Annotated in this window: 21 protein-coding genes; 18 read left to right on the forward strand and 3 right to left on the reverse strand. The window is 72.0% G+C overall.

Annotation, left to right across the window (positions count from 1 at the left end):
• Positions 1–113 precede the first annotated feature (113 nt).
• The 18 genes from ACIGAQ_RS03140 to ACIGAQ_RS03225 all read left to right on the forward strand — a co-directional run bounded on the left by ACIGAQ_RS03140 (position 114) and on the right by ACIGAQ_RS03225 (position 22,588).
• On the forward strand, positions 114–1,052 hold the full coding sequence (locus ACIGAQ_RS03140; protein ID WP_362279240.1) for a beta-ketoacyl-ACP synthase III: 939 nt from the start codon (positions 114–116) through the stop codon (positions 1,050–1,052).
• Between the two features lie 155 nt (positions 1,053–1,207).
• Positions 1,208–1,885: a GntR family transcriptional regulator gene (locus ACIGAQ_RS03145; RefSeq protein ID WP_311681005.1), complete on the forward strand. Its 678-nt coding sequence runs from the start codon at positions 1,208–1,210 to the stop codon at positions 1,883–1,885.
• Between the two features lie 400 nt (positions 1,886–2,285).
• Complete coding sequence (locus ACIGAQ_RS03150) at positions 2,286–3,467, forward strand: ROK family transcriptional regulator (RefSeq protein ID WP_362279239.1); 1,182 nt, start codon at positions 2,286–2,288, stop codon at positions 3,465–3,467.
• Between the two features lie 86 nt (positions 3,468–3,553).
• Positions 3,554–5,071, forward strand: a complete 1,518-nt coding sequence (locus ACIGAQ_RS03155) for a sugar ABC transporter ATP-binding protein (RefSeq protein WP_311681008.1) — start codon at positions 3,554–3,556, stop codon at positions 5,069–5,071.
• Positions 5,068–6,087: an ABC transporter permease gene (locus tag ACIGAQ_RS03160; protein ID WP_094053647.1), complete on the forward strand. Its 1,020-nt coding sequence runs from the start codon at positions 5,068–5,070 to the stop codon at positions 6,085–6,087. The genes ACIGAQ_RS03155 and ACIGAQ_RS03160 overlap by 4 nt, the downstream gene beginning before the upstream one ends.
• A gap of 17 nt (positions 6,088–6,104) precedes the next feature.
• Complete coding sequence (locus tag ACIGAQ_RS03165) at positions 6,105–7,151, forward strand: substrate-binding domain-containing protein (protein WP_094053648.1); 1,047 nt, start codon at positions 6,105–6,107, stop codon at positions 7,149–7,151.
• 55 nt (positions 7,152–7,206) lie between these two features.
• Positions 7,207–8,418, forward strand: coding sequence for a Gfo/Idh/MocA family oxidoreductase (locus ACIGAQ_RS03170; protein ID WP_311681009.1), 1,212 nt, complete (start codon positions 7,207–7,209; stop codon positions 8,416–8,418).
• Between the two features lie 14 nt (positions 8,419–8,432).
• Positions 8,433–9,431 carry a sugar phosphate isomerase/epimerase family protein gene (locus ACIGAQ_RS03175; protein ID WP_311681010.1) on the forward strand — a complete coding sequence of 333 codons (999 nt, stop codon included), beginning with the start codon at positions 8,433–8,435 and terminating at the stop codon, positions 9,429–9,431.
• A gap of 263 nt (positions 9,432–9,694) precedes the next feature.
• Entirely contained in the window at positions 9,695–13,417 is a 3,723-nt protein-coding gene (locus tag ACIGAQ_RS03180) for a ThuA domain-containing protein (RefSeq protein ID WP_399778746.1), read from the forward strand.
• A gap of 83 nt (positions 13,418–13,500) precedes the next feature.
• Entirely contained in the window at positions 13,501–14,688 is a 1,188-nt protein-coding gene (locus ACIGAQ_RS03185; RefSeq protein ID WP_399778748.1) for an inositol-3-phosphate synthase, read from the forward strand.
• Positions 14,689–14,754: 66 nt separating this feature from the next.
• Positions 14,755–14,952, forward strand: a complete 198-nt coding sequence (locus ACIGAQ_RS03190) for a hypothetical protein (RefSeq protein ID WP_399778750.1) — start codon at positions 14,755–14,757, stop codon at positions 14,950–14,952.
• A 50-nt stretch (positions 14,953–15,002) separates the two neighbouring features.
• Entirely contained in the window at positions 15,003–16,028 is a 1,026-nt protein-coding gene (locus tag ACIGAQ_RS03195) for an SCO3242 family prenyltransferase (protein ID WP_399778752.1), read from the forward strand.
• On the forward strand, positions 16,025–17,008 hold the full coding sequence (locus ACIGAQ_RS03200) for a sugar phosphate isomerase/epimerase family protein (RefSeq protein WP_399778754.1): 984 nt from the start codon (positions 16,025–16,027) through the stop codon (positions 17,006–17,008). Before ACIGAQ_RS03195 ends, ACIGAQ_RS03200 begins: the two co-directional genes overlap by 4 nt.
• Before the next feature lie 74 nt (positions 17,009–17,082).
• A complete protein-coding gene (locus ACIGAQ_RS03205) occupies positions 17,083–17,937 on the forward strand; it encodes an EboA domain-containing protein (protein ID WP_399780653.1) in 855 nt (284 codons plus the stop codon).
• Positions 17,937–18,848, forward strand: coding sequence for a TatD family hydrolase (locus tag ACIGAQ_RS03210; protein WP_399778756.1), 912 nt, complete (start codon positions 17,937–17,939; stop codon positions 18,846–18,848). Before ACIGAQ_RS03205 ends, ACIGAQ_RS03210 begins: the two co-directional genes overlap by 1 nt.
• A 3-nt stretch (positions 18,849–18,851) precedes the next feature.
• Positions 18,852–20,021: a metabolite traffic protein EboE gene (gene eboE / locus ACIGAQ_RS03215; protein WP_399778758.1), complete on the forward strand. Its 1,170-nt coding sequence runs from the start codon at positions 18,852–18,854 to the stop codon at positions 20,019–20,021.
• On the forward strand, positions 20,018–21,430 hold the full coding sequence (locus ACIGAQ_RS03220) for a nucleotide pyrophosphatase/phosphodiesterase family protein (protein ID WP_399778760.1): 1,413 nt from the start codon (positions 20,018–20,020) through the stop codon (positions 21,428–21,430). Before eboE ends, ACIGAQ_RS03220 begins: the two co-directional genes overlap by 4 nt.
• Before the next feature lie 105 nt (positions 21,431–21,535).
• Positions 21,536–22,588, forward strand: a complete 1,053-nt coding sequence (locus ACIGAQ_RS03225; protein ID WP_311681022.1) for a sugar phosphate isomerase/epimerase — start codon at positions 21,536–21,538, stop codon at positions 22,586–22,588.
• A 64-nt stretch (positions 22,589–22,652) separates the two neighbouring features.
• Here ACIGAQ_RS03225 and ACIGAQ_RS03230 read toward each other — a convergent pair whose 3' ends face one another.
• From ACIGAQ_RS03230 to ACIGAQ_RS03240, 3 genes are all read right to left on the reverse strand, one after another.
• Positions 22,653–22,799: a hypothetical protein gene (locus ACIGAQ_RS03230; RefSeq protein WP_399778762.1), complete on the reverse strand. Its 147-nt coding sequence runs from the start codon at positions 22,797–22,799 to the stop codon at positions 22,653–22,655.
• Between the two features lies 1 nt (position 22,800).
• Positions 22,801–24,189, reverse strand: coding sequence for an OFA family MFS transporter (locus ACIGAQ_RS03235; protein WP_311681024.1), 1,389 nt, complete (start codon positions 24,187–24,189; stop codon positions 22,801–22,803).
• A 122-nt stretch (positions 24,190–24,311) separates the two neighbouring features.
• Positions 24,312–26,456, reverse strand: coding sequence for an acetate--CoA ligase family protein (locus ACIGAQ_RS03240; protein WP_399778764.1), 2,145 nt, complete (start codon positions 26,454–26,456; stop codon positions 24,312–24,314).
• Between the last annotated feature and the right edge of the window lie 2 nt (positions 26,457–26,458).

Genomic DNA, 26,458 nt, shown 5'->3' on the forward strand with positions numbered 1-26,458 from the left:
GGAAGCCGACAACCAGGGCGCCCGTTTCCTGTCGCCTCACCTGCCGTCGTACCCGTGAGTCACTGATCAGACTGGTGGATCCGCTACCCAAGGCAACGAGGGGGATCCACCCAATGAACGGCTCGCGCATCGCCGCCGTCGGCCACTACCAGCCCGCCAAGGTGCTCACCAACGAGGACCTGGCGGGCCTGGTGGACACCACTGACGAGTGGATCAGGAGCCGGGTCGGCATCCGCACCCGCCACATCGCGGGCCCCGACGAGCCGGTCGACGAGCTGGGCGCGCACGCCGCCGCCAAGGCCCTCGCGGCGGCCGGGCTGGCCCCGGCCGACATCGACCTGGTGCTGGTCGCCACCTCCACCGCCGTCGACCGCTCGCCCAACATGGCCGCCCGGGTCGCCGCCCGGCTCGGCGTCCCGCAGGCCGCCACCATGGACCTCAACGTGGTGTGCGCCGGCTTCACCCACGCCCTGGCCACCGCCGACCACGCCGTGCGCGCGGGGGGCGCGGCCCGGGCGCTGGTCATCGGCGCCGACAAGATGTCCGAGGTGACCGACTGGAGCGACCGCACCACCTGCGTGCTCGTCGGGGACGGGGCCGGGGCGGCGGTGGTGGAGGCCGCGGACGAGCCGGCGATCGGACCCGTGCTGTGGGGCTCGGTGCCCGAGATGGGCAACGCCGTACGGATCGAGGGCACCCCGCCGCGCTTCGCGCAGGAGGGGCAGAGCGTCTACCGCTGGGCGACGACCCAGCTGCCGCCCATCGCGCGCCGGGCGTGCGAGCGGGCCGGACTCCGGCCCGCGGACCTCGCCGCGGTCGTGCTGCACCAGGCGAACCTGCGCATCATCGAGCCCCTCGCCGAGAAGATCGGCGCCGTCGATGCCGTCGTCGCCCGGGACGTCACCGAGTCCGGCAACACCTCGGCCGCGAGCATCCCGCTGGCCTTCTCCAAGCTGGTCGAGCGCGGCGAGATCACCACGGGCGACCCGGTCCTGCTGTTCGGTTTCGGCGGCAACCTCTCCTACGCCGGACAGGTCGTGCGCTGCCCCTGAACCCGCCGTCCGCGACAGGGGTGTGACGCGGTCAACTCCGCGCAACCCTGGCTCTTGTGCGCCGTAGACTGTAGACGAAAGACAATCAATACTGACTCTGCGGCGACACCGGCGTCGGCCGCCCGTGCACGGCCCTGCCCAGGAGGGGGACCGCGATGCTGTCGACAGGCCTGCCCCAAGGGGCGGTACCCAAGCTGGAACGCCCGGGTCCGCTGCGCGACCGTGTCTACGAGGCACTCCTCGAACTCATCACCACCCGTGCCCTGCAGCCCGGCCAGCACCTGGTCGAGAGCGAGCTCGCCGGGCATCTGGGCGTGTCCCGGCAGCCGGTGCGCGAGGCGCTGCAGCGGCTCAACACCGAGGGGTGGGTCGATCTGCGGCCCGCCCAGGGCGCGTTCGTCCACGAGCCGACGGAGGAGGAGGCCGACCAGCTCCTCACGGTCCGCACGCTCCTGGAGGCCGAGGCGGCCCGCCTCGCCGCGGCCAACGCCGACAGCGCCGGCATCGCCACCCTGGAAGCGCTCTGCGCGGAGGGCGAGAAGGCCGTGGAGGCGGACGACGTGGACGGGGCCGTCGCCATGAACGCGCGCTTCCACGCCAAGATCATGGAGCTGGCCGGCAACACGGTCCTCGCCGAACTCGCCGCGCAGGTCGACCGGCGCGTGCGCTGGTACTACACGCCGGTGGCCCGCCAGCGCGGCCACCAGTCCTGGATCGAGCACCGCGCACTCATCGCCGCCGTCACCGCCCGCGACGAGCAGCGGGCGACCCAGCTGATGCGCGAACACACCGAGCACACCCGCCGCTCGTACCACGCGCGCGCCCGCTCGTAGGCTCGGCCGGCCGGGTAGCGCGTTGTGAGCCCGTTCGTAGGGCTCGGTCGGCCGGTGGCGCGCGTGAGCCCGCTCGTGAGATGCGGCCGGCCCGCGGCACTGCCTGATCGGCGGCAGTGCCTGATCCGCGGCACCGCCTGATCCGCGACGCCCGGGCGCCTGCGCGCTCCGGGCCGTCGGCGTGCCCCTGCGCGGTGCGCGGACCTCTCGGAACATGCCTGCGGGGGAGGGCCCTGCCCCCGCCTTTGTCCTCTGAGTGGAAAAAGTAGGGGGCAATTCCTGCGCGACTTCTTCCCACTCCCGGCAGCCGCTGCTACGTTCCCTCCGAAAGCCCGCCACCGAGGTGGCGGAAAACCGGCGCGCACAGGCCGATCGAGGCGGGGAGGGGCTCGTGAGACGTATGACCGCACGACCCGGAAACGCCCATCAGGCCCGACTGCTCAAGCTGCTGCGCGACGGCGGCCCCAACTCCCGCGCCCAGCTGGGCGACCAGGTCGACCTCTCGCGATCCAAGCTCGCCGTGGAGGTGGACCGGCTGCTGGAGACGGGGCTGGTCGTGGCCGACGGACTCGCCGCCTCGCGCGGCGGCCGCCGCTCCCACAACATCCGGCTCAACCCCGAACTCCGCTTCCTCGGCGTCGACATCGGCGCGACCTCGGTCGACGTCGCCGTCACCAACGCCGAGCTGGAGACCCTGGGGCACATCAACCACCCGATGGACGTGCGCGAAGGCCCGGTCGCGGTCTTCGAGCAGGTCCTGGCCATGGCCGCGAAGCTGAGGGCCTCCGGGCTCGCGGAGGGGTTCGACGGCGCCGGCATCGGCGTCCCGGGCCCGGTCCGCTTCCCCGAGGGCATCCCGGTCGCACCGCCGATCATGCCCGGCTGGGACGGCTTCCCCGTGCGGGAGGCGCTCAGCCAGGAACTGGGCTGCCCGGTCATGGTCGACAACGACGTGAACCTGATGGCGATGGGGGAGCAGCACGCGGGCGTCGCCCGCACCGTGCCCGACTTCCTCTGCGTCAAGATCGGCACCGGCATCGGCTGCGGCATCGTCGTCGGCGGTGAGGTCTACCGCGGCACGACGGGCAGCGCCGGCGACATCGGGCACATCCAGGCCGTCCCCGACGGCCGGCCCTGCGCCTGCGGCAACCGGGGCTGCCTGGAGGCCCACTTCAGTGGGGCGGCCCTCGCCCGCGACGCCCTGGAGGCCGCCCAGCAGGGGCTCTCGGCCGAACTGGCGTCCCGCCTGGAGACCAACGGCGACCTGACGGCCGTCGACGTGGCCGCCGCGGCCGCCGCCGGCGACGCCACCGCCCTGGAACTGATCCGCGAGGGCGGCAACCGCACCGGCCAGGTCATCGCCGGCCTGGTCAGCTTCTTCAACCCCGGCCTGGTGGTGATCGGCGGCGGGGTGACCGGCCTCGGCCACACCCTGCTCGCCGCGATCCGCACCCAGGTCTACCGCCAGTCGCTCCCGCTCGCGACCGGCAACCTGCCCATCGTCCTGGGCGAGCTGGGACCCGCCGCCGGTGTCACCGGCGCGGCCCGGCTGATCAGCGACCACCTGTTCTCTCCCGCCTAAGCGCACCTCAGCACGTCGGCACCACGCTCGCGGTACCGAGCTTCGCCCTGCCCTGAACCGGCCCGCACGCCCGCCAAGGGGACCTCATGGCACCAGAACCACCGCTGCTCAGCATGTCCGGCATCACCAAGTCGTTCCCCGGAGTCCGGGCCCTGGACGGCGTCGACCTCGACGTCCTGGCCGGCGAGGTGCACTGCCTGCTCGGCCAGAACGGCGCCGGCAAGTCGACCCTCATCAAGGTCCTGGCCGGCGCCCACCAGCCCGACACCGGCACCATCCGCTGGCGCGGCGAGGACGTCACCCTGCGCTCGCCGATCGCCGCCATGCGCCTCGGCATCGCGACCATCTACCAGGAACTCGACCTGGTGGAGCACCTGTCGGTCGCCGAGAACGTCCACCTCGGACACGAGCCGACCGCCGCCGGCTTCGTCGTCCGGGGCAAGGCGGCCAAGGCGTCGACGGCCGCGCTGCTCAAGCGGCTCGGCCACGGGGAGATCGACCCGGGCCGCCTGGTCGGGGAACTCTCCGCCGCGCAGCAGCAGATCGTGTCCATGGCCCGGGCGCTCTCCCACGACGTGCGGCTCATCGTGATGGACGAGCCGTCCGCCGCCCTCGACCCGGACGAGGTCGACAACCTCTTCCGCATCGTCGGCGACCTGACGGCCGCCGGAGTCGCCGTCGTCTACATCTCCCACCGCCTGGAGGAGATCCGGCGCATCGGCGACCGGGTCACCGTCCTGAAGGACGGCCGGGCCGTGGCCAACGGACTGCCCGCGAAGTCGACCCCGACCCGCGACGTCGTCGCCCTGATGACCGGCCGCAACGTCGAGTACGTCTTCCCCGACCGGCCCGCCTCCCCGCCGACCGCGGAACCCGTGCTGAGGGTCCAGGGGCTGTCACGGCAGGGGGAGTTCGAGACACTCGACCTCGACGTGCGGCCGGGCGAGATCGTCGGCCTCGCCGGGCTCGTCGGCTCGGGCCGCTCCGAGATCCTGGAGACCGTCTACGGCGCCCGCAAGCCGACGTCCGGTCATGTGCTGGTCGACGGACGGCCGTTGAAGCCGGGCAGCGTCCGCGCCGCCGTCCGGGCCGGGCTCGGGCTCGCCCCCGAGGAGCGCAAGGCGCAGGCCCTGCTGATGCTGGAGTCCGTCACCCGCAACGTCTCGGTCTCCTCCATGTCCCGCTTCTCACGCGGCGGCTGGATCGACCGGGGCGCCGAACTCGGCGCCGCCCGGGCCGCCACCCGTGAACTGTCGCTCAGGCCCGACAACCCGTCGGTGCCCGTGCGCACCCTGTCCGGCGGCAACCAGCAGAAGGCCGTCCTGGCCCGATGGCTGCTGCGCGGCTGCAAGGTGCTGCTGCTCGACGAACCCACCCGCGGCGTCGACGTCGGCGCCCGCGCCGAGCTCTACGCGGTCATCCGCCGCCTCGCCGACGAGGGCCTCGCGGTGCTGCTGGTCTCCAGCGAGGTGCCCGAGGTGCTCGGCCTCGCCGACCGCGTCCTGGTGTTGCGCGAGGGCCGGGTCGTCCACACGGCACCCGCACGCGAACTCGACGAACACCGCGTACTCGACCTGGTCATGGAAGGAAGCCCGGCGTCATGACGCAGCCCGTCTCCCCGCCGCTGGACAGCAGCACCGACAAGGTGCCCCAGGCCCGACCCCCCGCCTGGCGCGGCCTGCTGTTCCGCGCCGACGTCCGCACCCTGTCCCTGCTCGGCGTGCTCGCCGTGCTGGTCCTCATCGGCGGCATCACCAAGCCCGACGAGTTCCTCGACACCCGCAACCTGCAACTCGTCCTCACCCAGGCGTCCGTCATCGGCGTCGTCACCGTCGGCATGACCTTCGTCATCGTCTCGGGCGGCATCGACCTGTCGGTCGGCGCGATCGTCGCCCTCGCCTCGGTGTGGGCCACCACCGTCGCCACCCAGGAGTACGGCTTCGCCGGCATCCTCTTCACGGCGATCGTCGTCGGAGTCGGCTGCGGCCTGGTCAACGGGGTGCTCATCGCCTACGGCGCGATGGTGCCGTTCATCGCCACCCTCGCCATGCTGGCCTCCGCCCGCGGTCTCGCCCTGCAGATCACCGACGGCAAGACGCAGATCGTCACCGTTCCGTCCGTGCTCGACCTCGGCGAGCGCGACGCCTACGTCCTCGGCATCCCGCCGCTGGTCATGGTGTTCGCCGTCGTCACGGTCATCGGCTGGCTGGTGCTCAACCGCACCACCTTCGGCCGCCGCACCGTCGCCGTCGGCGGCAACCCGGAGGCCGCCCGGCTCGCCGGCATCGACGTCCGCCGCCAGCGGCTCTACCTCTACCTGCTGTCCGGACTGTGCTGCGGCATCGCCGCCTTCCTGCTGATCGTCCTGGCCGGCTCGGGCCAGAACACCAACGGCAACCTCTACGAACTCGACGCCATCGCCGCCGCCATCATCGGCGGCACCCTCCTCACCGGAGGCCGCGGCACCATCACCGGCTCCGTCCTCGGCGTCCTGATCTTCACAACGATCACCAACATCTTCGCCCTGAACAACCTGCAGAGCGACGTCCAGCAGATCGCCAAGGGCGCGATCATCGTCGCCGCCGTGCTGGTCCAGCGCCGTACCGCGAGCACGACCTGAGGAAAGGGTTCACCGCCATGCCAGAGATCACGAGCCGCAGAGGACTGCTCTTCGGGGCCGCCGCCGTCTCCGCCGGCGCCCTCATCACGGGGTGCACCAGCAACGAGCCGTCCGACTCCAAGGACGAGCCGGCCGGCAACAACCAGCCGGCCGCCGACGACAAGCCCGGCAAGCAGGTCACCATCGGCTTCGCCGGACCGCAGGCCGACCACGGCTGGCTCAACGCCATCAACGACAACGCCAAGAGCCGCGCCGAGAAGTACTCCGACGTCACCCTGGAGATCACCGAGGGCTCCAACGACACCGCCCAGCAGATCGGCCAGATCGAGACCCTCATCAACAAGAAGGTCGACGTCCTGGTCGTGCTCCCCGCCGACGGCAAGGCCCTCACCCAGGTCGGCCTGAAGGCGATGCGCGCGGGCATCCCCGTGGTCAACCTCGACCGGATCTTCAACACCCCGCAGGCGTACCGCTGCTGGATCGGCGGCGACAACTACGGCATGGGTCTCAACGCCGGGCACTACATCGGCGAGAAGCTCAAGGACAAGCCCGACGCCCGCGTCATCGAACTGGCGGGCCTCGACAACCTGGAGCTCACCAAGCAGCGCACCAAGGGCTTCGACGACGCCCTGAAGAACTACCCCAACATCAAGAAGGTCGCCCGCCAGGCCGCCGAGTTCACCGTCGAGTCCGGGCAGGCCAAGATGGCCCAGCTGCTCCAGGCGCAGTCGAAGTTCGACGCGCTGTGGAACCACGACGACGACCAGGGCGTGGGCGCGCTGCGCGCCATCGAGCAGGCCGGGCGCGACGACTTCCTGATGGTCGGCGGGGCGGGCGCGCTGTCCGCCTTCCAGGCCATCAAGCAGGACGACGGCGTGCTCAAGGCGACGGTGCTGTACCCGCCGACCATGGCCGCCTCCGCGATCGATCTCGCCCGCGCCCTCGGCCAGGGCAAGGGCATCGGCGGCATGGCCGAGTTCGAGATCCCCGCCTCCATCACGCTCTACTCGGCCGTCGTCGACAAGACCAACGTCGACCAGTACATGCCCACCGGCTTCAAGTGATCCCGCCCGCACCCCCCACGTGCGCCACCCCGACCAGGACGAGGAGGACACCCGTATGGGACAGCCGCAAGCGCCGTCAGATGGGACCGAGGCAGGCAAACCACCCCTGCGCGTGGGGATGGTGGGCTACGCCTTCATGGGCGCCGCCCACTCCCAGGGCTGGCGCACCGCGGGCCGCGTCTTCGACCTGCCGCTGGACCCGGTGCAGGCCGTGATCTGCGGCCGGGACCGGTCCGCCGCCCGGGCGGCGGCCGACCGGCACGGCTGGGCGTCCGTCGAGACCGACTGGCGTGCCCTAGTCGCGCGGGACGACGTCGACCTCGTCGACATCTGCACCCCGGGCGACAGTCACGCCGAGATCGCCCTGGCCGCCCTGGCCGCCGGCAAGCACGTGCTGTGCGAGAAGCCGCTGGCCAACACCGTCGGGGAGGCCACCTCGATGGCCCGGGCGGCCGAGGAGGCGTACGGGCGGGGGCAGGTGGCGATGGTCGGCTTCAACTACCGCCGGCTCCCGGCCACCGCCCAGGCCCGCAGGATGGTCGCCGAGGGCCGGCTCGGCCGGCTGCGGCACGTGCGCGTGACGTACCTCCAGGACTGGCTGGTCGACCCCGAGTTCCCGCTGACCTGGCGGCTGCGCAAGGAGCAGGCCGGCTCGGGCTCGCTCGGCGACCTGGGCGCGCACATCATCGATCTCGCCCAGTACCTCGTGGGGGAGCCGCTGGCCGGCGTGTCCGCCCTGACGGAGACCTTCGTGCGGGAACGGCCGCTGCCCACCGGCGCCAGCAGCGGGCTGTCCTCCGTCTCGGCCGCCGGCAAGGGCGAGGTCACCGTGGACGACGCGGCCCTGTTCACGGCCCGCTTCCCCTCCGGCGCGATCGCCTCCTTCGAGGCCACCCGCTACGCCAGCGGCCGCAAGAACGCCCTGCGCATCGAGCTCAACGGCGAGCGCGGCTCGCTCGCCTTCGACCTGGAGCGGCTCAACGAGCTGTCCTTCCACGACGGCACCCAGCCGGGCACGGAGGCGGGCTTCCGCCGCATCCTCGTCACCGAACCCGACCATCCCTACCTGGAGGCCTGGTGGCCGCCGGGCCACGGCCTCGGCTACGAGCACACCTTCGTCCACCAGGCCCGCGACCTCGTCCACGCCATCGCCGCGGGCAGCCGCCCCGACCCCTCCTTCACGGACGGGCTCCAGGTGCAGCGCGTGCTCGCCGCCGTGGAGGAGAGCGCCGAGAAGAACTCCGTCTACACCCCGATCGCGGTCTGAGGAGGCCCCTTTCCATGCCGCGCACCTTCACGCTCTTCACCGGCCAGTGGGCGGACCTGCCCCTGGAGGAGGTCTGCCGCCTGGCCCGCGACTTCGGCTACGACGGCCTCGAACTCGCCTGCTGGGGCGACCACTTCGAAGTCGACAAGGCGCTGTCCGACCCCGGGTACCTGGACGGCCGCCGGGCCCTGCTCGACAAGTACGGCCTGAAGTGCTGGGCGATCTCCAACCACCTGGTCGGCCAGGCCGTCTGCGACGCCATCATCGACGAACGCCATGAGGCGATCCTGCCGGACGCGGTCTGGGGCGACGGGGACGCGGAGGGGGTCCGGCAGCGGGCCGCCGCGCGTATGAAGGACACCGCGCGGGCCGCGGCCGCCTTCGGCGTCGACACCGTCATCGGCTTCACCGGCTCCGCCATCTGGCATCTCGTCGCCATGTTCCCGCCCGCCCCCGACGCCATGATCGAGCGCGGCTACCAGGACTTCGCCGACCGCTGGAACCCGATCCTCGACGTCTTCGACGCCGAGGGCGTGCGGTTCGCGCACGAGGTCCACCCCAGCGAGATCGCCTACGACTACTGGACGACCCAGCGCGCCCTCGAAGCCGTCGACCGGCGCCCCGCCTTCGGCCTCAACTTCGACCCCTCGCACTTCGTGTGGCAGGACCTCGACCCCGTCGGCTTCCTGTGGGACTTCCGCGACCGCATCTACCACGTCGACTGCAAGGAGGCCCGCAAGCGCCTCGACGGACGCAACGGCCGGCTCGGCTCCCACCTGCCCTGGGGCGACCCGCGGCGCGGCTGGGACTTCGTCTCCGCCGGGCACGGCGACGTGCCCTGGGAGGACGTCTTCCGGATGCTGCGCTCCATCGACTACCAGGGCCCGGTCTCCGTCGAATGGGAGGACGCCGGCATGGACCGGCTCCAGGGGGCGCCCGAGGCGCTGACCCGCCTGAAGGCCTTCGACTTCGAGCCGCCGAGCGCGTCGTTCGACGCCGCGTTCAACAGCTGAACCGCACACCCGGCCCAGGTCGGGGACGGGGACCGGCACCTCCTGCCGGTCCCCCCTCCGACCTGCCCGGATACCGCTTTGTCCTGTGTTGGGAGAAAGCTGAACCGAACCTGGCACAAGGGGTGTTCGCCCCGGACGGAGGCGGTTACCGTCCTTGAAGTGTTCAGGACACACGCACCTCCGGGGTGACGGCGCACCCCGGCGCCCGCACCGCACGTCTTCGTACCCACCCCGTACGGCCCACCCGTTCCCGGAGGGACTTCGTGCACAGAACCAGCTTCACAAGCACCCGCACCCCCAGACGCCCCAAACTGCGCACCACCCTCGCCCTGTTCACCGGCCTGCTCCTGGCCGTGGGCACCCCGGCCGGCGTCGCCGGCGCCCACCCCGGCCACCCGGAGCACGACGAACCGGCGGCCGCCGAGGGACAGTTCCAGCAGGTGCCGCTCGCCAAGGGCGAACCCGAGATGGGCGAGCCGATGTCGCTCGCCGTGCTCCCGGACCGCAGCGTCCTGCACACCTCGCGCGACGGCACGCTGCGCCTGACCGACCAGGGCGGCGTCACCAAGGTCGCCGGCAAGATCCCCGTCTACACCCACGACGAGGAAGGCCTCCAAGGCGTCGGCGTCGACCCGGACTTCAAGAACAACCGGGCGATCTACCTCTACTACGCCCCGCCGCTGGACACCCCCGCGGGCGACGCCCCGGAGACCGGCACCGCCGAGGACTTCAAGAAGTTCGACGGCGTCAACCGCCTCTCCCGCTTCACGCTGAACGCCAACGGCACCCTGAACCAGGCCAGCGAGAAGAAGGTCATCGACGTCGCGGCCTCCCGCGGCACCTGCTGCCACGTCGGCGGCGACATCGACTTCGACGCCGAGGGCAACCTCTATCTGTCGACCGGCGACGACACCAACCCCTTCGCCTCCGACGGCTACACGCCCATCGACGACCGGCCGAACCGCAACCCGGCCTTCGACGCCCGCCGCAGCTCCGGCAACACCAACGACCTGCGCGGCAAGATCCTGCGCATCAAGGTCGCCGAGGACGGCTCCTACACGATCCCCGAGGGCAACCTCTTCGCCCCGGGCACCGACAAGACCCGTCCCGAGATCTACGCGATGGGCTTCCGCAACCCGTTCCGGATGAGCGTCGACGACAAGACGGGCATCGTCTACGTCGGCGACTACGGCCCCGACGCCGGCGCCGCCGACCCCAAGCGCGGCCCGGCCGGACAGGTCGAGTTCGCCAAGGTGACCAAGGCGGCCAACTTCGGCTGGCCGTTCTGCACCGGGAACAACGACGCCTACGTCGACTACGACTTCGCCACCAAGGAGTCCGGCGAGAAGTTCGACTGCGCCGCCCCGAAGAACACCTCCCCGCACAACACGGGCCTGACGGACCTGCCGCCCGCGCAGGCCGCCTGGATCCCGTACGACGGCGGCTCCGTGCCGGAGTTCGGCACCGGCTCCGAGTCCCCGATGGCCGGCCCGGTCTACCGCTACGACCCCGACCTCGACTCCAGCGTGAAGTTCCCCGAGGCCTACGACGGCGACTTCTTCGCCGGTGAGTTCGGCCGGCGCTGGATCAAGCGGATCGAGCAGAACGAGGACGGCACGGTCGCGAAGATCAACGACTTCCCGTGGACCGGCACCCAGATCATGGACATGGAGTTCGGCCCCGACGGCGCCCTCTACGTCCTCGACTACGGTGTCTCCTGGTTCCAGGGCGACGAGAACTCCGCCCTCTACCGCATCGAGAACGCCGAGGACGGCTTCTCCCCGATCGCCGAGGTGAGCGCCGACAAGACGTCCGGAGCGGCCGGCCTGAAGGTCACCTTCACCGGCTCCGCCAAGGACGCCGACTCCACCGACCTCACCTACAGCTGGGACTTCGGCGACGGCACCAAGGGCGAGGGTCTCAACCCCACCCACCGGTACAAGAAGGTCGGCACCTACAGCGCCACCTTCACCGCCAAGGACCCCGAGGGCAACACCGGCAACGCCAGCGTCCGCATCGTGGTCGGCAACACCGAGCCCAAGGTGCGCATCGACGTCCCCGCCAACGGCACCCTCGCCGCCTTCGGCCAGCCCGTCCCGTTCAAGGTGACCGTCACCGACCCCGAGGAGACCGTCGACTGCTCCAAGGTCAAGGTCGCCTACAGCCTCGGCCACGACTCCCACGCCCACGAGCTCACCAGCGAGATGGGCTGCGAGGGCACCCTGAAGCCGCCGCCCGGTGACGGCGGCCACGACCCCAACGCCAACATCTACGGCGTCGTCGGCGCCAGCTACACCGACGGCGGCGCCAACGGCCAGGAGGAGCTGACCGGCACGGCCCGCACCGTCCTGCAGCCGCTGCACCGCCAGGGCGAGCACTTCACCACCCAGTCGGGCGTGTCCGTCATCGACAAGACCGGCGCCAACGGCGGCAAGACCGTCGGCGACATCAACGACGGCGACTGGATCTCCTTCACCCCCTACCGGTTCGACGGCCAGAAGAAGATGACCGTGCGGGCCTCCTCCGGCGGCGCGGGCGGCTTCGTCGAACTGCGCACCGGATCCCCCGAGGGGCCGCTGCACGGCTCGGCCCACATCCCGCCGACCGGCGGCTGGGAGACGTTCCAGAACGTCGACGTGCCGCTGCGGTCACTGCCGAAGAAGACCACCGACATCTACCTGGTCTTCAAGGGCGGCGAGGGCGCGCTGTTCGACGTGGACGACTTCGAGTTCTCCAAGGAGCCCTTCAAGGGCGGCAAGAAGGTCCTGGTCTTCTCCAAGACCGCCGGCTTCCGCCACGACTCCATCCCGGCCGGCATCGCCGCGCTGAAGGAACTCGGCGGCCCCGCCGGCATCACGGTCGACGCCACCGAGGAAGCCCGGCAGTTCACCACCACCAACCTCGCCAAGTACGACGCGGTCGCCTTCCTGTCCACCACCGGCGACGTGCTCAACGCCGAGCAGCAGAAGGCGTTCGAGAACTACGTGGCGGGCGGCGGCGGATACATGGGCATCCACGCGGCGGCCGACACCGAGTACGACTGGGAGTTCTACGGCGGCCTCGTCGGCGCCTACTTCCACTCGCACCCGGCCATCCAGAAGGCCACCGTCCGCGTCGAGGACCACGACCACCCGTCGACCGCGCACCTGGGCGACGCCTGGGAGCGCACCGACGAGTGGTACAACTACCGCACCAACCCGCGCGAGCAGGCCAAGGTCCTCGCCACCCTGGACGAGACCACCTACCAGGGCGGCACCATGAAGGGCGACCACCCGATCGCCTGGTGCCAGAGCTACGGCGGCGGCCGCTCCTTCTACACCGGCGGCGGCCACACCAAGGAGTCCTACGCCGACGAGGCCTTCCGCGCCCACCTGCTCGGCGGCCTGCAGTACGCCACCGGCCAGGTGAAGGCGGACTGCAAGCCGAGCAAGGACTACCGGAAGATCTTCAACGGCCAGACCCTGGACGGCTGGAAGCAGGCCGGCCCCGGCAAGTTCGTCGTCAAGGACGGCGTGATGGAGACCGAGGGCGGCATGGGCCTGCTCTGGTACCAGGCCAAGGAGCTGAAGTCGTACTCGCTCAAGCTCGACTGGAAGATGCAGGGCGACGACAACTCCGGGATCTTCGTGGGCTTCCCGGCCTCCGACGACCCCTGGTCCGCGGTGAACAAGGGTTACGAGATCCAGATCGACGCCACGGACGCGCCCGACCGCACCACCGGCTCCGTGTACTCCTTCAAGTCGGCCAACATCAAGGCCCGTGACCAGGTTCTGCGGCCGCCCGGCCAGTGGAACTCCTACGAGATCAAGGTCCAGGGCGAACGCCTCCAGGTGTTCCTCAACGGAGTCAAGATCAACGACTTCACCAACAAGGACCCCGAGCGGAGCCTGACCGACGGCTACATCGGCCTGCAGAACCACGGCGCCGACGACCAGGTCTCCTTCCGCAACATCCAGCTCAAGGAACTGCCCGTCCAGGGCCAGTGAACGGCGGCGGGCGGGGGACGCCGGACCCCCGCCCGCCGTCTCCCCCCCTCCCCCCGGGTTCGCGCACGACCAGGAGGCTGCCCATGTCCGCGTCCCTTCCCCGACCTCGTGTGGGGGTGTGGCTGATCGGAGCCCGAGGCTCCGTCGCCACCACCGTCGTCACGGGGTGCGCCGCCGTCACCGCGGGACTGCACCCGCCCACCGGCATGGTGACCGAGACCCCCGCCTTCACCGACAGCCGGCTTCCCGCCCTGTCCGACCTCGTCTTCGGCGGCCACGACACCCTCGACTGCCCCCTGCCCAAACGCGCCGAGACCCTGACCGCCGGCGGCGTCCTGCCCCCGGGCATCGCCACCGCCGTCGCCGCCGAGCTCGCCGCCGCCGACCGGGAGATCCGCCCCGGCGGCCCCACGCCCGGCGACACCCGCAGCGAGGCCGACCTGATCACGGCCTTTGCCGACGACATCCGCGACTTCACGCGCCGGCACGCCCTGGAGCGGACCGTGGTGGTGAACGTCGCCTCCACCGAACCCGCCTCCCAGGGCCCCGGCGCCCCCCTGCCCGCCAGCACCCTGTACGCCCTGGCGGCCCTGCGGGCGGGCTGCCCCTACGTCAACTTCACCCCCTCCGAGGGCCTGCACCACCCCGTCGCAGCCCGCGAGGCCGAGCACAGCGGACTGCCCCACGCCGGCCGCGACGGCAAGACCGGGCAGACCCTGCTGCGGGCCGTGCTGGGCCCCATGTTCGCCCAGCGGGCCCTGCACGTGCGGGCCTGGTCCGGCACGAACCTGCTCGGCGGCGGTGACGGCGCCGCCCTCGCCGACCCGGCCGCCGCGGCCGCGAAGAACGCCGGCAAGGAACGCGTCCTCGCCGACACCCTCGGCCAAGTCCCCGAGGGCGAGGTCCACATCGACGACGTCCCCGCCCTCGGCGACTGGAAGACCGCCTGGGACCACATCGCCTTCGGCGGCTTCCTCGGCACGCGCATGATCCTGCAGACCATCTGGCAGGGCTGCGACTCGGCGCTCGCCGCGCCCCTGGTGCTCGACCTCGCCCGCCTCACCGCCCGCGCCCACGAAGCCGGCCTGTCCGGCCCGCTCGGCGCCCTCGGGTTCTACTTCAAGGACCCGGTGGGGGACGGCCCCGCCGGCTTGTCCGAACAGTACGAGGAACTGGTGCGGTTCGGGCGGGAGTTGGGGAGGCCCGGGGGAGGGGGCGGCCGGGACACGGGATCGGGGGAGCGGGCCGAGACGCCGGGAGAAGCACAGTGACGTTGCGCGAAGGCCGTTGCGGGTGCACCCACGGCACATCGCCGGCCGGGGTCGGACCCGGAGCCGGTGCCGGTGCTGGAGCCGGACCGGGTGTCGGCGCCGGTGCCGGTGCCGGTGTCGGTGCCGGTGCCGGAGTGGGAGCCGGTGCCGGTGCTGGACCCGGTGCCGGAGCTGGGGTGGGAGCCGGAGTCGGCGCCGGTACCAGAGCCGGAGCCGGAGTGGGAGCCGGACTCGGTGCCGGAGCTGGAGTGGGAGCCGGGGTGAGCGGCGTGGGGGGTGATGAGGCGTCCTGTGCGTGTGCGGACGCCGTGTCCGTGGCCGGCGCGTCGGGCACCGAGCGGGGCCCGGCCCTCCGTGCCCGCACCGGCCGCCGCTCGCGCAGGCGCGCCTGGGCCGAACTCCTGCGTCTGCCCGCCCTGTTCAGCGTCCCCGGCGACGCCCTGGCCGGCACGGCCGCGGCCGGGGCGCGGCCCGGCGCCCGCACCTTGCTCGCCATCGGTTCCTCCCTCTGCCTCTACGAGGCCGGCATGGCCCTCAACGACTGGGCGGACCGCGACGTCGACGCCGTCGAACGCCCCCACCGCCCCCTGCCCTCCGGCCGCATCCGGCCGGCCGCCGCACTCACGGCCGCCTGCGCCTTCACCGCGGCCGGACTGGCCCTGGCCGCCCGTGCCGGACGGCCGGCCCTGACCGTGGCCGCACCCCTGGCCGCCACCGTCTGGGCGTACGACCTCGGCCTGAAGCACACCCCGGCCGGACCCGTCGCCATGGGGGCCGCCCGGGGCCTCGACCTGCTCCTGGGAGCCGCGGCCAGCACCGGCCGCCCAGGCCCGGCCCTGCCGTCCGCCGCTCTCCTCGGCACCCACACCGTCGCCGTGACGACCGTCTCCCGTCACGAGGCCCAGGGCGGCGCGCCTCTGGCCCCACTGGCGGCCCTCGCGACGACGGCCCTGCTGACCCGTCTGGTGACCCGGGTCCCGGCCGCGGGTACCGGACGCCACCCGTCCGCGGGACCGGCGACCGGCCGCCCGCCGGCAGACGCCCTCGGGGCGGCAGGCCCTCGCTCCGTCCGGGGTGCCGCCGGGCGTCCGTCCGCGGCGACCCTGCTCACCACGGCCGGCGCCGCCGCCTACGCCGCGGCCACCGCCCGCCCCTACGTCCACGCCGCCCTGAACCCGTCCCCTCCTCTCACCCAACGGGCCGTCGGCGCCGGCATCCGCGCCACGATCCCCCTCCAGGCCGCTCTCACCGCGCGCGCCCGGGGCACGGCCGGCGCGCTCCTCATCGCCGCCCTCGCCCCACTGGGAGCCAAGTTCGCGAAGAAGGTGAGCGTCACATGAGCTCACAGGGCCGTGTCCCCGACGCCCTCCCCGCCGTCTCCGCCCTTCGCTTCGGCTACGGGACCAACGGTCTCGCCGACCTCCGTCTCGACGACGCCCTCTCCCTCCTCGCCGACCTCGGCTACTCCGGCGTCGGACTGACCCTCGACCACATGCACCTCGACCCGCTCGCCCCCGACCTCGCCGCCCGGACCCGCCGCGTCGCGCAACGGCTGGACGCGCTGGGCCTGGGCGTCACCGTGGAGACCGGGGCCCGCTATGTGCTCGACCCGCGCCGCAAGCACGGCCCGTCCCTGCTCGACCCGGACCCCGACGACCGGGCCCGCCGCGTCGACCTCCTCCTCCGGGCCGTCCGCGTCGGGGCCGACCTCGGCGCCCACGCCGTGCACTGCTTCAGCGGCATCCTCCCGCAGGACACCGACTCCGGCACCGCCTGGAAACGCCTCACCGAGGCCCTCACTCCCGTCCTGGACGCCGCCGCCACCGCCGGCGTCCCGCTCGCCGTCGAACCCGAGCCCGGTCACCTCCTCGCCACCCTCGCCGACTTCCACCACCTGCGCCGCGCCCTCGGCGACCCCGAGCCGCTCGGCCTCACCCTGGACATCGGCCACTGCCAGTGCCTCGAACCCCTGCCTCCGGCCGACTGCGTCCGGGAGGCCGCTCCCTGGCTGCGGCACGTCCAGATCGAGGACATGCGGCGTGGCGTCCACGAACACCTCCCCTTCGGGGACGGGGAGATCGACTTCCCGCCGGTCCTGGCGGCCCTCGCAGCCACCGGCTACCAGGGACTGACCGTCGTCGAACTGCCCCGCCACTCCCACGCGGGCCCGCACTTCGCCGCGCACTCCCTGCCCTTCCTCCGCCACGCCGAGCGGGCCGCGGCCGCCGCCGCGCTGCCGTCCCCCGCTCCGGCCCTCCAGCAGGCCGCGCCACCCCACGGCGCTCCCTCCACCACCCCTGAAGGGAGCAGCACCCCATGACCCACCCCCATGTCACACCCACGGCGAGAACCGACAGCACCCCGAACGCCCCCGGCACCGAGGCCCACCCCGAGGTGTCCACCCCCGACCCAGCCACTTCCGGCTCACCCACCCCCGACCCAGCCACTCCCGACCCAGCCACTTCCCACTCGGCCACCCCCGGCTCAGACACTTCCGACTCGGCCACCCCCGGCTCAGACACTTCCGACTCGGCCACCCCCGACCCGGCACCCACCTCCCGCACGACTTCCACGCCGGACACCGCCCTCACCGGCCTTGCCGCCCTCTCCTCGCTCGCCGATCTCCGCCACCGGCTGACGGCCGACCTCGACCAGGCCGCCCGCACCTGGCTGGAGCACGCCCTGGACGAGGCCGCCGCCCACCCGGGCATCCACGGCCCCATCTCCGCGTGGGAGCTGCGTCTCGCCGAGGCCGGCCGCCGCTGCGGTGCCGCGCACGCCGACGCCGCACGCGTCCTCATCCTCCACGCGGCCCGGGCCGGCACCGACGCCCTGACCCGCGTGTACTTCCAGGGCACCGCCGACGAGCGCCGCGCCGTCCTGCACGCCCTGCCCCACCTCGTGTCCGGCCCCGCCGCCCTGCCGCTCGTCGAGGACGCCCTGCGCACCAACGACACCCGGCTCCTCGCCACCGCCGTGGGCCCGTACGCCGCCCGGCACCTGGACGCCCACTCCTGGCGGCACGCCGTGCTGAAGTGCCTGTTCACCGGCGTCCCCGTCGACCACGTGGCCGACCTGCCCCGGCGGGCCCGGGGCGACGGCGAACTCGCCCGCATGCTGGGCGACTACGCGGCCGAACGCACGGCCGCCGGCCGCCCCGTCCCCGAGGACCTGTACCGCGTCCTGGACCTGACCGAGTCCGCCACCCCTGCCCCGGGCCCGGACCACCCCCACGGCAAGGAGTCCTGATGCGCATCTTCGACCCCCACATCCACATGACCTCCCGGACCACCGACGACTACGAGGCCATGTACGCCGCCGGCGTCCGCGCCGTCGTCGAGCCGGCCTTCTGGCTCGGTCAGCCCCGGACCTCGCCGGCCTCCTTCCGCGACTACTTCGACGCCCTCCTCGGCTGGGAGCCCTTCCGCGCCGCCCAGTACGGCATCGCCCACCACTGCACGATCGCCCTCAACCCCAAGGAGGCGAACGACCCGCGCTGTGTGCCCGTCCTCGACGAACTGCCCCGTTACCTCGTCAAGGACAACGTCGTCGCCGTGGGGGAGATCGGCTACGACTCGATGACTCCCGCCGAGGACACCGCCCTCGCCGCGCAGTTGCAGCTCGCCGCCGACCACGGGCTGCCCGCCCTCGTGCACACCCCGCACCGCGACAAGCTCGCCGGGCTGCGCCGCACCCTCGACGTCGTCCGGGAGTCCGCCCTGCCTGCGGAACGGGTGCTGGTCGACCACCTCAACGAGACCACCGTCAAGGAAGCCAAGGACAGCGGCTGCTGGCTGGGCTTCTCCGTCTATCCGGACACCAAGATGGACGAGGAGCGGATGGTCGCGATCCTGCGCGCCTACGGCCCCGAGCAGGTCCTGGTCAACTCCGCCGCCGACTGGGGAAAGAGCGACCCGCTCAAGACCCGCAAGGTGGCCGACCTGATGCTCGCCGAGGGCTTCGACGAGGACACCGTCGACCGGGTGCTGTGGCGCAACCCGGTGGCCTTCTACGGACTCAGCGGCCGCCTGAACCTCGACGTCACCGGCACCGAGGCCACGCACGAGGGCAACTCGATCCTCCGCGGCGCCCCGAAGGACCCGCACGAGCCGGACCCCGGGGCCGCTGACCCGGCCCGCGTCCCCGCAGCGGAGGCGTGAGCCATGCGCTTCCGCCACCCCGACGGCACCACCGTCCACCTGGCCTATTGCACCAACGTCCACCCCGCCGAAACCCTCGACGGTGTGATCGCCCAGCTGCGCGACCACTGCGAGCCCGTCCGCCGCCGCCTCGGCCGCGACCGGCTCGGCATCGGGCTGTGGCTCGCCAAGGACGCCGCCCACGCCCTCGTCACCGACCCGTCGGCCCTGCGCGGACTGCGCACGGAGCTCGACCGGCGCGGCCTGGAGGTCGTCACCCTCAACGGCTTTCCCTATGAGGGCTTCGGCGCCGAAGAGGTCAAGTACCGGGTGTACAAGCCGGACTGGGCCGATCCCCAGCGCCTCGATCACACCACCGCCCTGGCCCGGGTCCTCGCCGGGCTCCTCCCCGACGACGTCACCGAGGGCACCATCTCCACCCTGCCCCTGGCCTGGCGCACCGCGTACGACGACCGGCGCGCCGAGACCGCCCGGGCAGCGCTGCGCACCCTCGCCGAGCGCCTGGACGCCATCGAGGAACTGACCGGCCGCTCCCTCCGCGTCGGTCTGGAGCCGGAACCCGGCTGCGTCGTCGAGACCACCCGCGACGCCATTGCCCCGCTCACCGCGATCGGCCGCGACCGCATCGGCATCTGCGTGGACACCTGCCACCTCGCCACCTCCTTCGAGGATCCGCACACCGCCCTGGACGCCCTCGCCGAAGCCCGCGTCCCCGTCGTCAAATCCCAGCTCTCGGCCGCCCTGCACGCCGAACACCCCCATCTGCCGGAGGTCCGCGAGGCGCTCGCCGCCTTCGCCGAACCCCGCTTCCTGCACCAGACCCGCACGGCCACCGCCGCCGGGCTGCGCGCCACCGACGATCTCGACGAGGCCCTCGCCGGGCACGCCCTGCCGGACGCCGCACCCTGGCGCGCCCACTTCCACGTCCCCCTGCACGCGGCCCCCGCCGCGCCCCTCACCTCCACCCTTCCGGTCCTGAAGACCGCACTGACCCGGCTCGTCGGCGGCCCGGCCCCGCTCACCCGCCACCTGGAGGTCGAGACCTACACCTGGCAGGCGCTCCCGCCCGAGCTGCGACCCAAGGGCCGTGCCCAGCTCGCCGAGGGCATCGCCGCCGAACTCACCCTCGCCCGCGACCTGCTGACCGACCTCGGCCTGAAGGAGCTGCCATGAGCACCCCCGAGCAGCCGGCCCCGGCCGGTGCGGAGCGCCCCACGCCGCTCCTCGTCCTCGACGTCGTCGGTCTCACCCCCCGTCTCCTCGATCACATGCCCCACCTCAAGGCGCTCGGCCGCTCCGGCTCCGTCGCCCCGCTGGGCACCGTCCTGCCCGCCGTCACCTGCGCCGCCCAGTCCACGTTCCTGACCGGCACCATGCCCTCCGAGCACGGCATCGTCGGCAACGGCTGGTACTTCCGCGAACTCGGTGACGTCCTGCTGTGGCGCCAGCACCACGGGCTCGTGGCCGGTGACAAGCTCTGGGACGCCGCCCGCCGCGCCCACCCCGGCTACACCGTCGCCAACATCTGCTGGTGGTACGCCATGGGCGCCGACACCGACATCACCGTCACCCCCCGCCCGGTCTACTACGCCGACGGCCGCAAGGAACCCGACTGCTACACCCGCCCGCCGGCGCTCCACGACGAACTCACCGAGGAACTCGGCACCTTCCCCCTGTTCCACTTCTGGGGCCCCGGAGCGGATCTCGTCTCCAGCCGGTGGATCATCGACGCGACCCGCCACGTCATCCGCACCCGCCACCCCGACCTGACGCTCTGCTACCTCCCTCACCTCGACTACGACCTGCAGCGCTTCGGTCCCGACGATCCCCGCTCCCTCAAGGCGGCCGCCGACCTGGACGCCGCCCTGGTCCCGCTCCTGGACGAGGCCCGCGCCGAGGGCCGCACGGTCGTCGCGCTGTCCGAGTACGGCATCACCCGCGTGAACCGGCCCGTGGACATCAACCGCGCCCTGCGCCGAGCCGGCCTGCTGGAAGTGCACACCCAGGACGGCATGGAGTACCTCGACCCGATGGCCTCCCGGGCCTTCGCGGTCGCCGACCACCAGATCGCCCATGTCTACGTGCGCCGCCCCGAGGACCTCGACGCCACGCGTGCCGCCCTGGACGGCCTGCCCGGCATCGAGCAACTCCTCGACGACGAGGGCAAGAAGGCCCACCACCTCGACCATCCGCGCGCGGGCGAACTCGTCGCCGTGGCGGAACCGGACGCCTGGTTCACGTACTACTACTGGCTCGACGACGCCCGTGCGCCCGACTTCGCGCAGCTCGTCGAGATCCACCGCAAACCCGGCTACGACCCGGTCGAGCTGTTCATGGATCCCCTCGACCCCTACGTCAAGGTCAAGGCGGCCACCGCGCTGGCGCGCAAGAAACTCGGCATGCGCTACCGCATGGCGGTCGTGCCCCTGGACCCCTCACCTATTCGCGGCAGCCACGGCCGCCTTCCGCAGAGCGACGACGACGGTCCGCTCCTCATCTGCTCCACCCCCCGCGCTGTCGGCGACCGCGTCGCGGCCACCGATGTGAAGTCACTGCTGCTCCGACTCGCCGGTCTGGGCTGAGGCCAAAGCCGTGGCCACCACCACAGGCGAAGTCCTTGGTCCCGACTGGTCACAAGTGAAGCACTCACCACTGACAACGCCCCGCGATCACGAGGAGTTCCCCGCATGAGCCGCTTCTCCCAGCCCGACCCCGAGCTGAGCCACCGCCTCAGCAGACGAGGCATGCTCGGCGTGGCCGCCGGTGCCACCGCCGCCGCCCTGCTCGGCGCGGCGGCCCCCGCCACCGCGGCCCCGGCGACCGCCACCACCGGTACCGCCGCCGCGGGCAAGGGCCGCGGCCGGCCCGTCCTGCCGCCCGGACGCCTCGGCATCCAGCTGTACAGCCTGCGCGACAAGGTCTCCACCCTCGGCTTCGGCCCCGTCTTCGCCGAACTGGAGCGCTACGGCTACGACGAGGTCGAGTTCGCCGGCTACACCCAGGGCTCGGCGGGCCCCATCACGCTCGCCCAGCTCAAGCGGCTGGCCCGCAGCCACGGCCTCAACCCGATCGGCAGCCACGTCGGCTACTACTCCGACGACCCGAACGCCTACACCTTCGCGCAGAACCTCACCAAGGTCCTCGACGACGCCCAGGCCCTCGGCCTGAAGCACATCGGCACCGCCGCCGGCCCGTTCCGCTACGGCTCGACCGTCGACGCCTGGAAGCGCGCCGCCGAGGACTTCAACACCTACGGGGCCGCGGCCAAGGCCCGGGGCATGAAGTTCTACCAGCACAACCACTCCGAGGAGTTCTCCTTCGCCACCGACAACCCGAAGGTCCGCCTCTACGACGTCCTGCTCAAGGAGACCGACCCGGACCTGGTCTATCTGGAGATGGACATCTACTGGGCGTACGTCGGCCAGTTCCGCTTCTCCAAGCGGCCCGACGGCACCCCCGCGCCGTTCGAGCCGCTCGACTACGTCCTGCGGCAGCCCGACCGCTACCCGCTGTTCCACGTCAAGGACGGCGAGAGCACCCCGTCGGACCCCTACGGCTACCGCATGACCGACGTCGGCGACGGCGACATCGACTACCAGCGGTTCATCTCCGCCGTGACCCGGCTGCGCGGCCACCGCCTGGCCCACCACTGGCAGGCCGAGCACGACAACCCGGCCGAGTCCTTCACCTTCGCCCGCCGCTCCAGCGCGCACCTGCACTCGCTGCGGGAGAAGTGCTGACGGCCGGCATCGCATGAGGAGGCCCCTCCCCGGCCGGGGAGGGGCCTCCTCACGTGGGGCGGGCTCAGCACACCGGCCGCGCCCGGCCCGGGACGGGCCCGCCGGTCCCGCCGAGGCGGTGGACGCGGCCGTGGAAGAAGGTCGTGCTGCGGAGGGGGACGGTGTGCGGCGGCGCGGCCGCGGACGAGGCCGCGAGCGGTTCTGCCGTCATGTCAGGTCGTGTCCTCGCCGAGCGGTTGCGGGTTCGGAGCGATGCGGCGCTTCTGCTTGTCGCGTCCCGGCGGGGTGAGGAACAGGGCCACGCAGCCGGCGAAGAGGGAGATGGAACCGGCCAGGATGAAGGCACCGGAGTGTCCCCAGGCGCCGACGACCACGGCACCCATGCCCGCTCCCAGACCGGAGACCAGCTTGGCGCTGTAGACCATGCCGTAGTTGGACGCGTTGTTGTTCTCACCGAAGTAGTCGGCGGTGAGCGCGGCGAACATCGGGAAGATGGCGCCGCCGCCGAAGCCGGAGATGGACGAGAAGACCAGGAACAGCGGCAGGTTCTCGGCGTTCGCCGACCAGAGGATGCCGTACTGGGACAGGCCCAGGATGACGCACACGACCAGCAGGCACCGCTTGCGGCCGTAGAGGTCGGAGAGCCAGCCGATGACACCGCGGCCGGTGCCGTTGACGATGGCCTTCAGGGACATGGCCGTGGCGACGATGCCGCCCGCGAAGCCGGCCTCCTCGCCGATCTCCACCTGGAAGGCGATGCCGAAGATGTTCACGCCGGAGGTGCACGCCAGGCAGAACCACATGAGGGCCACCCGGCCGGTCTTCCACGCCTCCTTGGGGGAGTACTGGCGCACCGCCGGCGGGTTCATGCGCATCGAGCGGGCCGCGCGCGGGTCCTTCGGCGGGTTGAGCGGGTCGATGTCGGCGGGCCACCAGTTCTTCGGCGGGTCCCTGAAGAAGTAGCCGGAGCAGGCCACGATCCCGGCCAGGAACACACCCACCGAGACCAGCACCCAGCGGAAGTTGGTGAGGTCCATGTAACCGTTGAAGAGGAAGACGAAGGGCACCGAGCCGTAGGCGAAGCCTCCGTTGACGAAGCCGGTCTTGCCGCCCTTGCGCTCCGGATACCACTTGCCGACCATGTTGACGCAGGTGGCGTACACCATGCCCGCGCCCATGCCGCTGAACATGCTGAACCCGATGTAGGCGAAGACGACGTGCGGTGCGAAGGCGAGGGACAGGTAGCCCATGAGGGTGCCCGCCGCGCCGCACATCATGGCCCAGCGGGCCGGGAGTTTTCCGCTCTCTCGCAGCTTGCCCGCGGGGAAGGCCACCGCGGCCTGGAAGAAGACCCAGACGGTCATCATCCAGAAGATGTGCATGCTGTTCCAGCTGTGCGCCGTGTGCAGGGTCTCCTCGGCGGACGCGAACGCGTACTCGGCGGAGGAGATGCCCATCATGCCGATCCAGGGCAGGATCACCATCCACTTGCGCTTGCGCCCCATGATGTCGATGTCGGTCTCACCGAGACGGTAGACGCGGCCGTTCGCGTCGGTGACCTCCCGGTAGGGAACCGTGGTGGGCAGATCGGTCGTTGTCATGTCGTGTCGCACCCCTTGCGTCGAAAGATCTGGCCAGCGCCCCCTGTCCCATGCCTTTCGTGCGCGTGCGGGTCCCGGGGCCGGCCGACGCGCACCGTCGGCCGGCCCCCCGCTGCCTCACCTCATGTACCGCCCCCCAGCAGCCCCGCCTCCCGCGCCCAGCGGTACTTCGCGCCGAGCACGGCCACCGGCTTCTCCGTCGTGTACGGGTACGCCACGACCCCCCGCTCGAAGAGGTACTGGCAGGCCTCCTCGACCTCCACGTCCCCCGCGAGCGAGGCCACCACGGGCTTCTCGATCCCACGCTCGCGGAATTCGGCCACCACGCGCGCGGTGAGCTCCGCGAAGACCATCGGGGGAGTGACGATCGTGTGCCAGTAGCCCAAAACCAGCGCGTGGATGCGCGGGTCCTCCAGCCCCAGCCGGATCGTCGCCTCGTACGTCGACGGCGGCTCGCCCCCGGTGATGTCCACGGGATTGCCGGCCGCACCGAAGGGCGGGATGAACCTCCGGAACGCCTCGTCGAGGTCGGGCGGGATCTCCATCAGCGACAGGCCGTTGTCCGTCACGGCGTCGGAGAGCAGCACACCGCTGCCGCCGGCGCCCGTGATGATCACGACGTTGTCGCCCCGGGGAGCGGGCAGCACGGGCAACGCGCGCGCGTACTCCAGCATGTCGTTCAGCCCGGGCGCCCGGATGACACCGGCCTGGCGGAGGATGTCGTCGTAGACCGCGTCGTCACCGGCCAGGGCACCGGTGTGCGAACCGGCCGCCTTCGCACCCGCCGCCGTACGGCCCGCCTTGAGGACGACCACCGGTTTCTTCGGCACGGTCGCGCGGGCGGCCTCCACGAAGGCGCGGCCGTCCTTGAGGTCCTCCAGGTGCATCGCGATGCACTCGGTGTGCGGGTCCTCGCCGAACCAGGTCAGCAGGTCGTCCTCGTCCAGGTCCGACTTGTTGCCGAGCCCCACGATCGCCGACACGCCCGTCTTGGTGGTGCGGGCGAACCCCAGGATGGCCATCCCGATGCCGCCCGACTGCGAGGTCAGCGCCACCCCGCCCTTGACGTCGTACGGCGTGCAGAACGTGGCGCACAGGTCCTGCCAGGTCGAGTAGTAGCCGTAGATGTTCGGCCCCAGCAGCCGTACCCCGTACCGCTCGGCGATGGCGACGATCTCCGCCTGGAGCTCGTGTTCGCCGGTCTCCGCGAACCCCGAGGGGATCAGCACGGCGTTCGGGATCTTCTTGCGTCCCACCTCTTCCAGGGCCGAGGCCACGAACTTGGCGGGGATCGCGAAGACCGCCACATCCACCTCACCGGGAACGTCGGTGACACTCTTGTACGCCTTGCGGCCCAGAATGTCATCGGCCTTGGGGTTCACCGGGTGGATGTCACCCGCGAAACCCCCGTCTACGAGGTTGCGCATCACCGAATTGCCGATCTTGCCCTGCTCGTTGGAGGCGCCGATGACGGCGACCGAGGCGGGCTGCATCAGCCGGCGCATCGAGGTGAGGATCTCGTCCCTGGAGTACTTCCGGCGCGGCGGGGGCTGCGACTCGGCGAGTATCACCCGGATGTCGGCCGCCACCGCCCCCTCCGCGGTGGCGATCACCGGGTTGAGGTCGACCTCCGCGATCTCCGGGAAGTCGGCGACGAGTTCGGAGACCCGGCGGATCTGTTCCGCCACGGCCCACCGGTCCACACCGGCCTGTCCGCGCACCCCGCGCAGGATCTCCGCGGAGCGGATCGAGTCCAGCATCGACAGCGCCTCGTCGGCGTCCACCGGGGCCAGCCGGAAGGTGACGTCCTTGAGGACCTCGACGAGCACCCCGCCGAGCCCGAAGGCGACCACCTTCCCGAACGTCGGGTCCGTGACCGCCCCGACGATGACCTCCTGCCCCCGGGGCAGCAGCTCCTGCACCTGCACACCCGAGATACGGGCCTTCGGGTCGTAGGCCCGGGCGTTGTCGACGATGGTGTGGAACGCGGCCCGCACGTCGGCGGCGCCCTCGACACCGACGATCACCCCGCCGGCATCGGTCTTGTGCAGGATGTCCGGCGAGACGATCTTCATCACGACGGGCCCGCCGAAGCGCGCCGCGAACGCCACGGCCTCGTCGACGTCGGTCGCCAGCTCCTCACCCGGTACGGCGATGCCGTACGCGTCGGCGAGCACCTTGCCCTCGGGCGCGGTCAGCGCGGTCCTGCCCTCCGCGCGCACGGAGTCGAGCAGGGAACGCACCCGCGCCCGGCGGTCCTCGGCCATCA

The sequence above is a fragment of the Streptomyces sp. NPDC085932 genome (genome assembly GCF_044540525.1).
Lineage (GTDB): Bacteria > Actinomycetota > Actinomycetes > Streptomycetales > Streptomycetaceae > Streptomyces > Streptomyces levis.